Here is a 14,692-nt window from a genome sequence, read left to right as displayed (position 1 = left end):
ACATCGACGGCCCGTCCGGAGCGCTCCGGACGGGCCGTCGGTGTTTCCCAACCGCCCACGACCGGAGTACCGTCCCCGCGACGCCGCCCGGTACGGTGAAGCTCGGTCGCCGCCCCGACCAACCGGTAGGAAGTGCGCCGAGCAGATGCCAGTTCGGCTCGCCTGGACGACCGGCCCGGCGACCCGCGCTGCCCGGGCGGTGCCGGCCTGGACCGGTTACCGTGCGGGGAGCTTGCCCAGCCCGGTGTCACGCCGGAGTCGCCGGCAACCTGGCTGGTGACCGTCGCGTGAGACCGGCGCGGCCGACATGTGATGGAGGAGGCGCGCGCATGACGTCCGAGGATCCGCAGCACCCCGGCCGGTGGCCGGACGAGGCTGCGCCGGGCGCCGCAGGCCCAACCCCGTACGACAATTCCACACCACACCCCGACGACCGGTTCCCGTCCCAGGGTTCCCAAGGTTCCGCAGGTACACCACCGGCCGACTTCGGCTGGGCTCCGCCACCGCCCGCCGGGCGGGCCAGCGCGCCGGTGGCCTGGAACGAATCAGCGGGGGCCGCCCCGGCTCACCCCGGCCCGGCCGGCTGGGCAGCTCCCGGCGAAGCCCCGGGCGCGCCCGCCGCCCGCCCGGACGGCCCCTGGGGCCCACCCCCGGAGTCCGTCGGCACACCGCAGGCGCCGCCGGACGGCTCGGGCTTCCCACCGGAGTGGGGAAGCCCGCCGAACCAGTCCGGCCCGCCGCGCTGGACCGGTGCCGGTCAGCCCGGCGAGCCGCCCAGCTACCCGCCGATCAACCGTCCGGTGATCCCGGAGGGTGAGCCGTGGCCGGCGGCCGAGGTCTGGGGAAAGGCATCGTCCGGTTCGGACTCCGGGTCCCACCCGGACTCCGGCGGCCCGCCGGGCGGCTATGCACAGCGGTCCGCCGAGCCACAGCGGTCCGCCGAGCCGGACGCGCCGCACGGCGGCACACCGCAGCCGTCCGCCTGGGCCCCCCAGCCGCCGACCTGGTCGGCCGGACCGGGCGACAACAGGCCGGGGCCGTTCGAGCCGTCCCGACCGGAGTTCGACCGGCACGAAGCCGCCTTCGAGCAGCGCGAAGCCGCCTTTGACCGACCGGGGCCGCCCAACCTCGACCGACGCGAACCCGACCTGGCCCGGCGCGAGCCGGAGTTCGACGCGCGTGAGCCGGACGGGCCGGCGTACCAGCCGCGTCCGGCACCGGGGATCTCGCCCGGAAACGCCGTACCGCTGCCGCCGCAGGAGACCCGGATCCCCGGAGCCAGCCTGGCGGCGGCACCACCGGCCGACTATTCCCCGCCCGCCGGCCGCCAGACGCCGGACGAGTACGGCTCGGCCGCCCGGGACCAGGGTGGCTGGGCGCCCGGCGTGCCCGAGGCGGCACCACAGTCCCCGGCACCACAGTCCCCGGCGCCACAGTCCGCAGCACCACAGTTCCCGGCACCACAGTCCCCGGCGCCCACGCCCGGGGCCGCATCGGTCGCCGTACCGCAACCGCGGGTTCCGACCGACGCGGCGGTCGCCGGCCGGGTCTCGGTACCCGGGGTGACGGGACAGCCGGAGTCGGCCGGCGCACCCGACCGGCCAACCGGCCGGGCCGTCGCGGGCAGTGCCGCCGTACCGGCGGCGAGCCGGGTACTGCCGCCCGCCGACCTCGGCGCCGCAGCCTCGGTACCGGCACCCAAACCCCGGGTGTACGGCCGCCCGGCCGGCACCGAGGAACCGGACCAGCAGTCGGGTCCGGCGGGCGGGCCGGCCGGCTGGGACGCCGGTCAACCAGGGCCACCGGCCCGCCCCGCCGGCTGGGACAGCGACCGGTCGGGCAGCGCACCCGGTTGGGACAGCGACCGGTCGGCCCGCGCGCCGGGCGACGGCTGGGACGGCGGCCGGTCGGATGGTGTCGATGCGCGCCGGGCCGGCCCGGCTGTCTATGGTGCCCCGCCCGGCCAGCCGGGGCCGGGCGAGCACGGCGACGGCTTCCCCGGCGACCCGCCGGCCACCCGGGTAGCCGTTCCTGGCGCCCGGGCACCGCAGCCCGACGCCCCGAACCGGCCGTCGAGCGGGTCGCCCTTCGCCGACCTGACCGGTCCCGGTGGTGGCATGCCCGGGCAAAGTGGAGTCGCGGTGGACGGGCCCGGCACGAACGGGCCGGCCCCATTCGACGGAAACCGTTTCGGCGGACCCGGACAGGCCGAACAGGACCGCCTCGGCGGACCCGGACAGGCCGAACAGGACCGCTTCGGCGGGCCAGCGCCGTTCGATGGGGACCGCTTCGGCGGGCCCGGAGCGGGCGAGTCGGACCGGTTCGACGGCTCCGGGCCGGCCGGTGGTGGCCAGTTCGGCGCACCCGCCGGTAGCGGGCCCGCGCCCTTCGACGGGGACCGCTTCGGTGGTCCCGGCCCGGGCGGCCCGGGCCAGTTCGGCACGTCCGCCCCGCCCGGCACCGACCGGTTCGGCGTACCGCCCGGCCAGCCGGACTTCGGGCCACCGCCCGGGGCCCCGGGCTTCGGCCCGCCGGACGGGGACGGCCCCGGGTTTGGCCGGCCCGGTTCCGCAGGCGCGTACGGAGCGCCCGGGGCCGGACCCGGGACGTACGGGACGCCGCCTGGCGGCGCGCCTCCGTCCGGGGCACCCGCATCCGCCGGCCCGGGCTGGGGTGCCCCCGACGACAAGCCGGGCAGGTTCGACTCGTTCAAGCCCGAGGTGGCGGAGTCGGAGACGAAGACCGAGCCGCCGACGCCGCAGGTACGCAACGGCAAGGTGCTGGCCCTGGTGCTGATCGCGGCGGTACTGCTGCTGGCGATCCCGCTGGGCACGCTCTGGCTGCTTGGCAAGATAAACAGCGACGACCCGGCACCCCCGTTCAACCCGGCGGTGGGCGCCTGCGTGAAGGACTCCGGCGGTACCCCGGTGATCGCGGACTGCGCCGAGCAGGGCGTCTTCAAGGTGGGCTCGAAGGTGACCGACAAGAACGAGTGCCCACCGGACACTCCGCAGACGATCGTCATACCGGACCGCCAGGAGGTGCTCTGCCTGCAACCGGCGGCGGCACCGGCCGGCGGGTAGCGGTCCGCTACGGCCGAACCGGCTCGGCGCCCCGCCTGGGGTCCAACGTTCCGTCAGGCGGGGCGTCTGTCGTTTCCACGGGCGGGCCCCACTCCGGGCCCGCCCCAGCGCCGGGAGTCAGTCGGGAGCGGGCGTAACGTACACGCCCCTGCCCTGATGCCCCTGGAGCACGCCACGCTCCTGTAGTCGTGCCAGCGCCTGCTTGATGGTCGGCGCCGAGCACCTGTACTGCTCCCGGAGCTGGCTGATCGAGGGTAGCTGGTCGCCCGGTCGAAGCTCGCCACTCGCGATCTTGGCTTCCACGTCTCGCATGACGCGGCGGTACACCGGCTCGGCCGGCGAGGCAGGTGCAGGCATATGAGGTCCCCCTGTTTAGTCCTCCAAGATCGGACCATGCCGCCCCTGGCAATACAAGCAACCCAAGGCATCGACGTTGACTTGGCTTACCTGGCAATCTAAGTTGGCTGGGCAGGTCCGGGTGATCTCCGTGGCAGGCGGCTCCTCCGAGCCCGTCCGCACCCGCTCCTTCGTCGTGCCACGACAACGGCCCGACCACGACCCGCATCACATGACATCCGCGCCCAGCCCGTAGCGGGGGCGCCCCTCGGCCGGAGGATCCCGACCATCAACTTGGCTTACCAAGCTTTCCAAGTGTGAGGAGATCAGATGACGCTCGTACTGACCCGCCGCCGCCTACTGGCCGGTGCGGCGGCTACCGCCACCGCGACGCTAGCGGCCTGCGGTGACGGCGACGGCGAGAAGAGCGGCCAACAGCCGGTGGAGAAGGTTTCGATTCTGAGCGGGGCGGGCTTCCAGGGCCGCGAGGCTCCGATCTTCGTGGCCCGGGCCAAGGGTTGGTTCACCGAGGTCGGGCTGGAGGTGCAGGTCCTTCCGGGCAAGGGCACCACGAGCAACCTGAAGACCCTGGCCGGGGGTCAGGCCACCTTCGCGACGGTGGACGTGAACGGCGCGATGATCGAATTCACCCGTAACGGTGGCTTCAAGGACTTCAGGCTCACGTCCGTACTGCACCAGCGGAACCTGGCCTGCTTCGTCGCGCTCAAGTCGAGCGGGATCGCCACGCCACGCGACCTTGCCGGCCGGACTCTCTCCTACCTTCCCGGCGGCATCAACTACCTGCTCTTCAGCACCTATGCGCGACTGGCTGGCTTCGACCCTTCCAAGGTCAAGTGGGTGAGCAACCCGATCGCGACCCAGCACGCGGCGATGCTCGCCCAGAAGAAGGTGGACGCGATCAGCCAGTTCGTCCCGGCGGTCGAGTCGGTTCGTACGGTCGCCAAGCAGGATGTGGTGACGCTGCCCTTCACGGACTACATCGGCGACCTGCACGGTTCCGCCATCGGTGTCACCACTGAGACCGCGCGGAACAAGCCGGACCTGGTCCGCCGCTTCAACCGGGCGCTGCTTCGGGGACTGGAGTACGCGATCAACCACCCTGAGGAGGCGGGCCAGATCTACTCGTCGATGAAGGAGACGCAGGGACAGCCGCCGGCGGCGGCGGTCGCCGAGGTCAAGGCCCTGCGGGCGTACGTCGAGGGCATGTCGGACGGCCCGCTCGGCCAGTTCAACGAGTCGCGGATGGCCAAGAACATCGCGATCCTCCAGGCTGCCGGTACGATCCCGATGGGCCTCACCCCGAGCGCCATCCTCGCGCCCGACCTGGTCGGGTAGGCCACGTCGGCATGCCGCACCGCGCAGGCCCCGCACCTATCCCGCGTTGGCGGACCGCGCTGTCCACCGTCGGAACGCCGCTGCTGGGCATCGCCGGATTCGTCGCCACCTGGTGGCTGACGGTCGTCGCCCTGGACATCGCGCCCTACATCGTGCCGGGGCCACCGGCGGTGGCCGCGGCGATCTGGGACGAGCCGGGTTATCTGCTGCGGAACGCAGCCGTCACCCTCGGCGAGGCGATCGCGGGATTTGCTCTCGCGATCGCCTCCGCCGTGCTGCTCGGGACCGTCCTCGCAGCGTCCCACCGGCTCGAACGAGCCCTGTACCCGATGCTGTTGACCATCAGCAGCACACCCAAGCCGGTCTTCGCGCCGCTACTCGTCACCATCGGCGGGTTCGGAGCAGGGCCGAAGGTGGTCCTGGTCTGGCTGATGTGCTTCTTTCCGATCGCCCTGGCCACCAGTACCGGGCTCACCGCCACACCCGCCGAGCTCGTGGAGCTGGCCAGGTCCCTCAACGCTCCGCGCTGGGCCACCTTCCTGAAGTTCCGCGTGCCCGCCGCGCTCCCGCACGTCTTCGGCGGCCTCCGGATCGCCCTACCACTCGCGCTCATCGGCGCGACGGTCGCCGAGCTGTTCGGTGCGACCGACGGGCTCGGCGTCGTCATCCAGAACGCCGGGACCAACGCGGCCCTGGCCTGGGCGGCGATCGTCGTGCTCGCCGCGATGAGCATCAACCTCTTCTACGCCCTCACCGCCACCCTGCGGGCGCTCACCCCCTGGATCCACCACACCACCGCCTGACGCCTCACGAGGAGAAACCCGTGCCGAGCACGTACATCTTCCAGAACGCCGAAACCGACAACGACGTCATGCTCCGGGCACTGGCCGGCGTGTACGACCCGTTCAGCGAGCAGCGGCTCCGCGACGCGGGGATACCCCAGGACGCCCGGTGTCTGGTGGTCGCGGTGGGCGCGAGCGGCATCGCCGGCACGATCGCCGGGCTGGCCCCGCGCGGCGAGGTGATCGCCACCGATGTCGACCTGCGCCCCTGTCGGCGGGATCCCCGGGTGGACCTACGCGAGCACGACATCGTCACCGAGCCGCTGCCCGGCAGCTTCGACCTCATCCACGTCCGGCTCCTCCTCGGACACCTGCCGCAGCGGATCGATGTCCTCACGAAACTCGTCGACGCCCTCAACCCGGGCGGCGTCCTGGCGGTCGAGGAGTTCGAGCCGACCTGGCGTACCAGCGTGCTGGCAGCACCGGATCCCGACGAGGCCGACCGGTTGTTCGAGGCCTATCACGACGCGTTCCAGACCGCGTTGCAGGACGCCGGGAACCGCTCGAAGTGGGGCCGCCGGGTGCACGGGGCAATGCTCGACCTGGGGCTGACGGAGTGCGACACCGTCGGGCACACCGGGACCTGGGTCGGCGGCAGCCACGGATGCATGCTCCCGTGGGGAACCGCTGGTGCGATCCGGCAGAAGCTGATCGAGGCGGGTATGTCCCCGACCGACCTGGACGCCTTCCGACAACTGCTCCTCGTCCCCGAGTTGCGGGTCAAGAGCAATCTGGCGTTGTCCACCATCGGGCGCCGGCCGCGTTGACCACGGTCCGGTGACCGGCATGACGCGCGGCGCACTGACTACGGCCGACAATCTGCCAGACACCTGACCGAGTGGGACAACCACACATTGTGTAGGGTCTACCCGGCACTGCTGACCGAGGCCGTCAAGTCACGCAGCGTAACATTCATCCGGCGGCGGACCGCGATTACCGCGTCGCGGCCTCCGCCGCCTCCACGGGCGACCCAGCACCCCAGCCACGCACGTCCCAACCCGAGATCCTGACAGTTCGCAAGGAGCCGCCGATGGCCACCGATCCTCATCCGGGCTGGTGTGACCCGGGCGAATGTACCGCGACCTTTCGCGGCGTCCACCCGGATTCCTCACCGCCGACCCACGCCAGTCGGTGGTACGACTGCAACCCCCGCGACGAGCGGCAGGCGGTCGAGGTCATGGCTCAACTCGTGCAGTACGTCGACGACCCCGAGCCGCGCCCCTTCATCCGCCTCGCCCGGACGGACTTCGAGGATCGGCAGGTCTTTCACATCACCATCGAGCAGGGCGGCGCCCTGATGGAGGCGCTGGCCGACATGCGCCGCCGCACCGGCGCCACCGTGCCACGGCCACGGGTCAACTCCTCGCCGTAGGCCATCGGCCGGTTCGCCGCAGCACAATGACCGGGGCCCGGGGGCCTTCCCGGCATCGGCATGGCAGGGTGGCGGTATGGCTACTTCGCCCCGCGTCCGTGCACCCGAGCTGAAGGGCCGCCGGTGGCTCAACACCGGCGGAGCGGAGCTGACGTTGCGGGACCTCCGGGGTCGCTGCGTCCTGTTGGACTTCTGGACCTTCTGCTGCATCAACTGCCTGCACGTGCTGGACGAACTGCGTCCGCTGGAGGAGAAGTACGGCGACGCCCTGGTGGTGATCGGGGTGCACTCGCCGAAGTTCGAGCACGAGCGCGACCCCGACGCCCTGGCCGCCGCCGTCGAGCGGTACGGCGTCGCCCACCCGGTACTCGACGACGCGGACATGACGGTCTGGCAGCAGTACGCCGCGAAGGCCTGGCCGACTCTCAACGTGATCGATCCGGAGGGTTACGTCGTCGCCTCGATGGCCGGCGAGGGCCACGCCGAAGGCCTCTCCCGACTACTCGACGAGTTGATCGCCACGCACGAGGCGAAGGGCACGCTGCACCGGGGCGACGGCCCGTACGTGCCACCGGCCGAGCCGGAGACCGTGTTGCGGTTCCCCGGCAAGGCGATCGAGCTCGACGGTGGAAACCTGCTGGTCTCGGACTCGGCCCGGCACTCCCTGGTGGAGCTGGCACCGGACGGCGAGACGGTGCTGCGCCGGATCGGCTCCGCCGAGCGGGGGCGGTCGGACGGCCCGGCCGAGGTGGCCAGGTTCGCCGAGCCGCAGGGGGTGTGCCGGCTGCCCGAGCACACCGCCGAGATCGCCGGCTACGACATCGTGGTGGCGGACACCGTCAACCACCTGCTTCGGGGCGTACGGCTGGGGACCGGCGAGGTGACCACCGTGGCCGGTACCGGCCGGCAGTGGCGTTCGACGGTGGACGGTCACCCGCACGACGCGCTCGCCGCCGACCTCTCCTCCCCGTGGGACCTCGCCTGGTACGACGACCGCCTGATCGTGGCGATGGCCGGCATCCACCAGCTCTGGTGGTTCGACCCGGTCAAGCGGACCGTCGGCGTCTACGCCGGCACCACCGTGGAGGCGTTGCGGGACGGGCCGCTGCCGGACGTCTGGATGGCGCAGCCCTCCGGTCTTTCGACCTCCGCCGACGGCCGTCGGCTGTGGATCGCCGACAGTGAGACCAGCGCGCTGCGGTTCGTCTCCGACGGGGTACTGAGCACCGCCGTCGGGCAGGGGCTCTTCGACTTCGGCCACGTCGACGGCCCGGCCGAGCAGGCGCTGTTCCAGCATCCGCTGGGCGTCGGCGCGCTGCCGGACGGTTCGGTGCTGGTGGCCGACACCTACAACGGCGCGGTCCGGCGGTTCGACCCGGAGACCGCGACGGTCTCGACGGTCGCCTCCGGGCTCGCGGAGCCGAGCGACGTGGTGCTGACCGGGGACGGCGAGGTGCTGGTGGTCGAGTCGGCCGGGCACCGGCTGAGCCGGCTGGCGCCGGGCGCCCTCTCCGCGGCCGGGGCAAGCACGATCGCCGGGAGCCGGCACCGTGCGGAGCGTCCGCCGACGGATCTCGCCGCCGGTGAGCTGACCCTGGACGTCATCTTCGAGCCGCCGCCGGGGCAGAAGCTGGACTCCTCGCTCGGCCCCTCGACCCGGCTGGAGGTCTCCGCCTCCCCGCCCGAACTGCTGCTCGACGGTGCCGGGGCGGGGACCGAGCTGTCCCGCCGGCTGGTGCTGAACGACCGGGTCGACTCCGGGGTGCTGCAGGTCGTCGCGCAGGCCGCCACCTGCGACGCCGAGGCCGAGCACGCCGCCTGCCACCTGAGCCGCCAGGACTGGGGCGTGCCGGTGCGGGTCACCCCGGACGGGGCACGCCGGCTGCCGCTCGTGCTGCGTGGTCTGGACAGCTGACCGGTCGGGGGAGCGGCAGTGACCGGAAGCACTGCCGGGTCACTACCCCCGAGTAACCTACGGTGCCGTAACCTGTTCTGGTGAGTACCTCCGCCCCGCTCCGGCTGCGCCCCGTCGACCTGGGCAAACCGCGGATGCGAGGCTGGCTGCACGCGTACGCCTTCTTCGTGGCGGTGCTAGCCGGCGTCGTACTCTGCGCGATCGCCGCCACCCGTCCCGGTTGGACGCCCCTGATCAGCTGCGTCGTCTACAGCGTCACGGTCTGCGGCCTCTTCGGCACCAGCGCGCTCTACCACCGGCGGGTCTGGTCCGAGCGCGGCTACCGGGTGATGCGCCGGATGGACCATTCGATGATCTTCGTGTTCATCGCCGGAACGTACACCCCGTTCTGCCTGCTGGTCCTCTCGGCGACGAGCGCGGCCGTCCTGCTGTTGATCGTCTGGGGCGGCGCCGTGGCCGGGGTGGCGCTGAAGCTGGTCTGGCCGCACGCGCCCCGCTGGGTTTCCGCGCCGCTGTATCTCGCGCTGGGTTGGGTGGCCGTCGCGGTGCTGCCGGACATCCTGGACCGGGGCGGGGTCACCGTGCTCGCGCTGCTGGTGGCCGGAGGCGCGGCCTACAGCATCGGTGCCGTCTGCTACGCGCTACGCCGGCCGAACCCGTGGCCCACGGTCTTCGGGCACCACGAACTGTTCCACGCCTGCACCCTGGTCGCGGCGATCTGCCATCACGTCGCGATCTACTTCGCCCTGTTCGCCTGACCGCCCGCGGGCTGCCCGCGGAACGCCCCGGTGACCTGTCCGGCCGAACGCCGCGATGCCGTCTGCGGCGGAACACCCGGTGAGCCGGGTGGTCAGCCGCTACCTCGGGGTCAGAGCGGGGGGCCGGGACGTCGCACGTCGTGGTACTCCTCGACGATCTGCTCCTCCCGGCCCGGCACGCGCGGGTCGGCCACCGGCGTGACGACCGTGCGGCGACGGTTGCGCCACAGGTAACTGGTCATCACCAGTCCGACCAGACCGGCGAGCATCAGCACCCAGCCGACGACGTTCAGGTTGAGCCATCCCGTCTCGACGTCGACCGCGAAGGCGAGGATCGCGCCGAGCGCAATGAGAAAAATGCTGCCACCGATGCCCACTGTGTCGCCCTCCTAGGCTGTCGACTGGTGCCGCCGGGTCGATCGCCCGCCCGATGGGCCGCCGGCCGTGCCGTTTCCGGCTGTGGTCGCGGCATCCATCGACATACCCCGGCGTTTCACATCCGAATCCGGCAAGCTGGGTAGAGCGTCGTTGTCGGTGCCGAACCGGCAGGAGGGCGGCCGGACCGGACGGGCGGCACCAGCCGGACCGGGCGGACCGGACGTGCACGCCGGGCTATCCAGGGAGACCAACGTGACGGAGACCAGCGCGGCCGGTGGGACCGGCGGAAACGGTGACCTGGGTGGGGGGCGGCCGGACGTACCCGGGCGGACCCTGGTGCTGCTCCGGCACGCGAAGGCCGAACGGCCGACGACCGCACCGGACGCCGATCGCCCGCTCACCGCACGGGGGCACGCCGACGCCGCCGCCGCGGGTGCCTGGCTGGGGCACGGCGGCTACCTGCCGACGGTGGTCGTCTGCTCACCCGCCAAGCGCACCCGGCAGACCTGGCACGACGTCGCGTTGGGCATGGCCGCGCCGCCGATCCGTCCGCTCGGCGTCCCGGCCGGACAGACCGCTCCGGCGCCGGCCGGCCCGTCCGGTGGCGGAGTGCCGTCGGTCCGGTACGACCCGCGGATCTACCACGGGCACGCGGCGGACCTGCTCGAACTCGTCCGCGCCACGGATCCGGAGGCCGGCACCCTGCTGCTGATCGGGCACAACCCGGCTATTTCGGAACTGTCCACTCTGCTCGATCCGGTGCACGCCGACCCCGAAGGGCTGCGTACCGGCGGAATCGTGATCCACCGCATCGATGGTGAGTGGGCGGACGTGGCCGCCCAGGCGGGACCGATCGTGAAGTGGCACACCGCCCGGGGCTGACCGCGCGGCCGGCCACGTGCTGGACGGACCGGTGCCCGGACGGACCGGTGCCCGGACGGTGGCATATCCCACCGGGCCGGGCACCGGGGATGTCAGGTGGGTGGCGCGCTCGGCGGCGGCGGATCCGGCGGCGGCGGCATCATCGCCGTCGGATGCGACAGCCTGTTCTCCTCGACGATCAGGGTCCGCGCCCGCTTCTTGCGGTCCTGCCAGTACCACATCGTGGTGGCCAGCACCGCGACCCCGGCCAGGATGAGGACCCAGCCGACCGCCCGAAGGTCGAGCCACCATACGTTCGCCCTCACCGCGAACGTCAGGATGGCTCCCAGGGTGATGAGGAAAATTCCCGTACCGATGCCCATGTCCGCTGCACTCCCCCGTGCGATGGGTCGTGGGCTTTCATGACAAATCAGGTCAAACTGCTCCTAGCACCGCCTCAAGAATAGCGCGGCGGCCGGGGAGCAACAGCTCCACCGGCCGCCGAAAATCGCTCTCGGTCGCGTCCGACTAGAAGGCTTCCTCGGGCAGGTCCATCAGCTCCAGGTCGGCGCCCTGGACGATTCGCCGGTCCGCGCCGATCCGGGGCAGCACCTCCCGGGCGAAGAACCGAGCGGCGGCCAGCTTGCCGGTGTAGAACGCCTTGTCCGCCGGGCTCACATCGCCGCTCAGTGCCCGCAGCGCGACCTCGGCCTGCCGTTGCAGCAGCCAGCCGACCACCAGGTCACCGACGGCGAGCAGGAAGCGCCGGCTGCTGAGCCCGACCTTGTAGAGTGCCCGGGCCTCGCCACCCTGCGCGTCCCCGAGCCACCCGGTCATGGTGGCGACCATCGCCTGCACCTCGCCGAGCGCCCGGCCCAGCGCCGCCCGCTCCTCCTTCAGCCGCCCGTCGCCCGGCTCGGCCGAATCCTGGGTCGGCTCCCCGCCGCCGGACTCCACGAACGCCGTGATCTCGTCGGCCACCGCCATCAGGCTGGTACCGCGGTCCCGGACGATCTTCCGGAAGAACAGGTCGAGACTCTGGATCGCCGTCGTACCCTCGTAAAGGGTGTCGATCTTCGCATCCCGGATGTACTGCTCCAGCGGGTAGTCCTGGAGGAAACCGGAGCCGCCGAACGTCTGCAACGACTCGTGGCCGAGCAGCTCGTAGGCCCGTTCCGAGCCGACACCCTTGACCACCGGCAGCAACAGGTCGTTGACGCCCTTCGCCAGCTTCGCGGCCGCCTCGTCGCCGTTCGCCTCGGCGATGTTGATCCGGTCCTGCCAGGTCGCGGTGTAGCAGACCAGCGCCCGGAGGCCCTCGGCGTACGCCTTCTGGAGCATCAGCGAACGGCGCACGTCCGGATGGTGGGTGATGGTCACCCGCGGCGCGTTCCTGTCCGTCGACCGGACCAGGTCGGCGCCCTGTACCCGGCTCTTCGCGTACTCCAGGGCGTTGAGGTAGCCGGTGGAGAGCGTGCCGATCGCCTTGGTGCCGACCATCATCCGGGCGTACTCGATGATCAGGAACATCTGCCGGATGCCGTCGTGTACGTCGCCCAGCAGCCAGCCCTTGGCCGGTACGCCGTGCTCGCCGAAGGTCATCTCACAGGTGTTCGAGACCCGCAGCCCCATCTTGTGTTCGAGGTTGGTCGCGTAGACGCCGTTGCGCTCGCCCAGCTCGCCGGTTTCGGAGTCGAAGTGGAACTTGGGGACGATGAACAGCGAGAGCCCCTTGGTGCCCGGGCCGCCGGCCCCCTCCACCCCGACCGGCCGAGCCAGGACATAGTGGACGATGTTCTCGGTCAGGTCGTGCTCACCGCTGGTGATGAACCGCTTGACGCCCTCGATGTGCCACGAACCGTCCGGCTGCGGGATCGCCCGGGTCCGGCCGGCGCCCACGTCCGAACCGGCGTCCGGCTCGGTGAGCACCATGGTCGCGCCCCACTGCTTCTCGACGAAGAGCTTGGCCCACTTCTTCTGCTGCTCGGTGCCCTCCCGATAGAGGGTGTGCGCGAAGGAGGGCCCACCGGCGTACATCCACAGTGGTGCGTTCGCGCCGAGGATCAGCTCGGCGGCCGACCACCAGAGTGCGCGGGGCGCCATCGTGCCGTCCAGCTCGGTCGGCAGGTCCATCCGCCAGAACTCGGAGGCCATCAACGCCCGGTAGGACTTCTTGAACGGCTCGGGCAGCGGCGCGCTGTGCGTGGCCGGGTCGAAGACCGGCGGGTTGCGGTCGCTGGAGGCGTAGCTGGCGGCCAGATCCTCCCGGGCCAGCCGCTCCACCTCGACGAGCACGCTCCGCGCGGTGTCGGCGTCGAGTTCGGCGTACGGGCCGACGCCGAACGCCTGGTCCGCGCCGAAGACCTCGAAGAGGTTGAACTCGAGGTCTCGCCGATTGCTCCTGTAGTGGCTCATACGTCTCTGCCCCCCGGACTCACGAACACAGGTTACCCGGCAGTAACAGGAACTATATTACTCATGGGTAAGTGTCGGGTGGAGCACCAGCGCGAGTGACCCGCACCACAGCGACACCCCCGGAGCGGGGTTGATCTCATCCGCATGCGGTCGCACCGGCCCGGCGGTCAGCCGTCGGCGGCGCCGACCTCCCAGCTCGGCACCGTCGACGCGGTTGCCGAGTGCGGACCCGGGTACTCCATCAGCACCAGCGCGATGTCGTCGTCGAGTCGGCCGCGTACCCACTCGACCAGGGCCGTCTCCAGCGAGGCGAGCCCGTCGGCGACCGTACCGTGCCCGAGCAGCCGCCAGGCCCGGTCCACGGTCGGGAAGAACTCGCCGTCCCGGCGTGCCTCGCCGAGCCCATCGGTGAAGAGCAGCAGCCGGTCGCCCGGTTCGAGCCGTTCGACCCGGGGCCGGACCACCGGCATGAACCCGAGCGGCGGGGCTGGCGCCGGCGGCTCCATCGGGATCACCTCACCGCGACGGAGCAGCAGGGGAGCCGGATGACCGCAGTTGACGATGGTGAGCGTGCCGCCGCGCTCCTCGACCAGGGCGGCGGTGACGAAGTCCTCGTCGCCGACGTTGCGGGCCACCGCCCGGTCCAGGTCGGCCACGATGGCCCGCAGGTCGGCCCGCTCGTACGCCACGTGCCGGTACGAGCCGAGCACGATGCTGGCCAGCCGGACCGCGTCCAATCCCTTGCCCCGGACGTCGCCGATGATGATCCGCACCCCGTACGGGGTGTCGATCGCCTCGTAGAGGTCACCGCCGATGTCGGCGGCGGCGGTCGACGAGATGTAGTGCCCGGCCACCGCCAGACTGCCGACCTGCGGGCCGACCGGGCGCAGCACCGCCTGCTGTGCCACGGAGGCGAGCTTGGACAACTCGGCGATCCGCTCCGCCTGCCGCTGCCGGATCACCGCGAACAGTGCCGCGATCGCCGTCGCCAGTACCACGCCGACCAGGTTCACCGTGCTGGCCAGCGGCACGACCCGGCCACCCCAGGCCAGCGAGCCGGCCAGCACGGTGGCGATCACGCCGACCGCGAGTACCACCCGCCAGGAGGCGAACGCGGCGGCCAGGAACGGGGCAGCCGCGACCAGCCCGACATAGTTGACCTTGGAATCGTCCGCGAACTCGACCACCGAGACGAGCGCGAGCAGCCCGAGGGCCGCGCCGAGACCGGCGCGGGAACCTTGGCTCAGCGGGCGACGGCCCGGTGGCATCAGTCGCATGGGTACGCGGAACAGCATGCCTGATCGACGACCGCGATTGTACGAAGTTGGCTCCTCGTCCGATCGGGTTCTGGCCACCTGGCGCATTCCACCGCTCCG

13 protein-coding genes are annotated in these 14,692 nt (G+C 71.8%); 8 read left to right on the top strand and 5 right to left on the bottom strand.

Annotated elements, in window-relative coordinates; translation table 11 throughout:
• Positions 1–329: 329 nt before the first annotated feature.
• On the top strand, positions 330–3,083 hold the full coding sequence (locus EV371_RS07310) for a hypothetical protein (protein WP_130461374.1): 2,754 nt from the start codon (positions 330–332) through the stop codon (positions 3,081–3,083).
• 117 nt (positions 3,084–3,200) lie between these two features.
• Here EV371_RS07310 and EV371_RS07305 read toward each other — a convergent pair whose 3' ends face one another.
• Complete coding sequence (locus tag EV371_RS07305) at positions 3,201–3,395, bottom strand: winged helix-turn-helix domain-containing protein (RefSeq protein ID WP_349337765.1); 195 nt, start codon at positions 3,393–3,395, stop codon at positions 3,201–3,203.
• A gap of 354 nt (positions 3,396–3,749) precedes the next feature.
• On the opposite strand from EV371_RS07305, the gene EV371_RS07300 reads away from it, so the two are divergent.
• The 6 genes from EV371_RS07300 (at position 3,750) to trhA (ending at position 9,662) form a co-directional block, all read left to right on the top strand.
• Positions 3,750–4,775 (top strand): ABC transporter substrate-binding protein, encoded by a 1,026-nt coding sequence (locus tag EV371_RS07300; RefSeq protein ID WP_130461372.1) that lies wholly within the window; start codon positions 3,750–3,752, stop codon positions 4,773–4,775.
• Between the two features lie 11 nt (positions 4,776–4,786).
• On the top strand, positions 4,787–5,578 hold the full coding sequence (locus tag EV371_RS07295; protein WP_130461371.1) for an ABC transporter permease subunit: 792 nt from the start codon (positions 4,787–4,789) through the stop codon (positions 5,576–5,578).
• Positions 5,579–5,598: 20 nt separating this feature from the next.
• Entirely contained in the window at positions 5,599–6,384 is a 786-nt protein-coding gene (locus EV371_RS07290; RefSeq protein ID WP_130461370.1) for a methyltransferase domain-containing protein, read from the top strand.
• 263 nt (positions 6,385–6,647) lie between these two features.
• The gene (locus EV371_RS07285) at positions 6,648–6,989 is read left to right on the top strand and encodes a hypothetical protein (protein ID WP_130461369.1); all 342 of its coding nucleotides are present in this window, start codon (positions 6,648–6,650) and stop codon (positions 6,987–6,989) included.
• Between the two features lie 76 nt (positions 6,990–7,065).
• Positions 7,066–8,904 carry an NHL domain-containing thioredoxin family protein gene (locus EV371_RS07280; RefSeq protein ID WP_130461368.1) on the top strand — a complete coding sequence of 613 codons (1,839 nt, stop codon included), beginning with the start codon at positions 7,066–7,068 and terminating at the stop codon, positions 8,902–8,904.
• 80 nt (positions 8,905–8,984) lie between these two features.
• Complete coding sequence (gene trhA, locus EV371_RS07275; protein ID WP_130461367.1) at positions 8,985–9,662, top strand: PAQR family membrane homeostasis protein TrhA; 678 nt, start codon at positions 8,985–8,987, stop codon at positions 9,660–9,662.
• 110 nt (positions 9,663–9,772) lie between these two features.
• On the opposite strand, the gene EV371_RS07270 is transcribed toward trhA, so the two are convergent.
• On the bottom strand, positions 9,773–10,039 hold the full coding sequence (locus EV371_RS07270) for a DUF6458 family protein (protein ID WP_130461366.1): 267 nt from the start codon (positions 10,037–10,039) through the stop codon (positions 9,773–9,775).
• A 298-nt stretch (positions 10,040–10,337) separates the two neighbouring features.
• Here EV371_RS07270 and EV371_RS07265 point away from each other — a divergent pair, with 298 nt between their 5' ends.
• Positions 10,338–10,922 carry a histidine phosphatase family protein gene (locus EV371_RS07265; RefSeq protein ID WP_130465725.1) on the top strand — a complete coding sequence of 195 codons (585 nt, stop codon included), beginning with the start codon at positions 10,338–10,340 and terminating at the stop codon, positions 10,920–10,922.
• 92 nt (positions 10,923–11,014) lie between these two features.
• On the opposite strand, the gene EV371_RS07260 is transcribed toward EV371_RS07265, so the two are convergent.
• From EV371_RS07260 to EV371_RS07250, 3 genes are all read right to left on the bottom strand, one after another.
• Positions 11,015–11,284 (bottom strand): DUF6458 family protein, encoded by a 270-nt coding sequence (locus EV371_RS07260; RefSeq protein ID WP_130461365.1) that lies wholly within the window; start codon positions 11,282–11,284, stop codon positions 11,015–11,017.
• A 145-nt stretch (positions 11,285–11,429) separates the two neighbouring features.
• Positions 11,430–13,316, bottom strand: coding sequence for an acyl-CoA dehydrogenase C-terminal domain-containing protein (locus tag EV371_RS07255; RefSeq protein ID WP_130461364.1), 1,887 nt, complete (start codon positions 13,314–13,316; stop codon positions 11,430–11,432).
• A 167-nt stretch (positions 13,317–13,483) separates the two neighbouring features.
• Complete coding sequence (locus EV371_RS07250; RefSeq protein WP_130461363.1) at positions 13,484–14,611, bottom strand: SpoIIE family protein phosphatase; 1,128 nt, start codon at positions 14,609–14,611, stop codon at positions 13,484–13,486.
• Positions 14,612–14,692: the final 81 nt, after the last annotated feature.

This window comes from Plantactinospora sp. CNZ321, from assembly GCF_004217235.1.
This window is presented reverse-complemented; position numbering and strand designations above follow the sequence as displayed.

What these genes read in the sequence shown, in the direction of transcription:
- EV371_RS07260 (WP_130461365.1), bottom strand. Translation starts at nt 11,284, where the DNA reads ATGGGCATCGGTACGGGAATTTTCCTCATCACCCTGGGAGCCATCCTG.
- EV371_RS07305 (WP_349337765.1), bottom strand. Translation starts at nt 3,395, where the DNA reads ATGCGAGACGTGGAAGCCAAGATCGCGAGTGGCGAGCTTCGACCGGGC.
- EV371_RS07250 (WP_130461363.1), bottom strand. Translation starts at nt 14,611, where the DNA reads ATGCTGTTCCGCGTACCCATGCGACTGATGCCACCGGGCCGTCGCCCG.
- EV371_RS07295 (WP_130461371.1), top strand. Translation starts at nt 4,787, where the DNA reads ATGCCGCACCGCGCAGGCCCCGCACCTATCCCGCGTTGGCGGACCGCG.
- EV371_RS07285 (WP_130461369.1), top strand. Translation starts at nt 6,648, where the DNA reads ATGGCCACCGATCCTCATCCGGGCTGGTGTGACCCGGGCGAATGTACC.
- EV371_RS07255 (WP_130461364.1), bottom strand. Translation starts at nt 13,316, where the DNA reads ATGAGCCACTACAGGAGCAATCGGCGAGACCTCGAGTTCAACCTCTTC.
- EV371_RS07280 (WP_130461368.1), top strand. Translation starts at nt 7,066, where the DNA reads ATGGCTACTTCGCCCCGCGTCCGTGCACCCGAGCTGAAGGGCCGCCGG.
- EV371_RS07300 (WP_130461372.1), top strand. Translation starts at nt 3,750, where the DNA reads ATGACGCTCGTACTGACCCGCCGCCGCCTACTGGCCGGTGCGGCGGCT.
- EV371_RS07310 (WP_130461374.1), top strand. Translation starts at nt 330, where the DNA reads ATGACGTCCGAGGATCCGCAGCACCCCGGCCGGTGGCCGGACGAGGCT.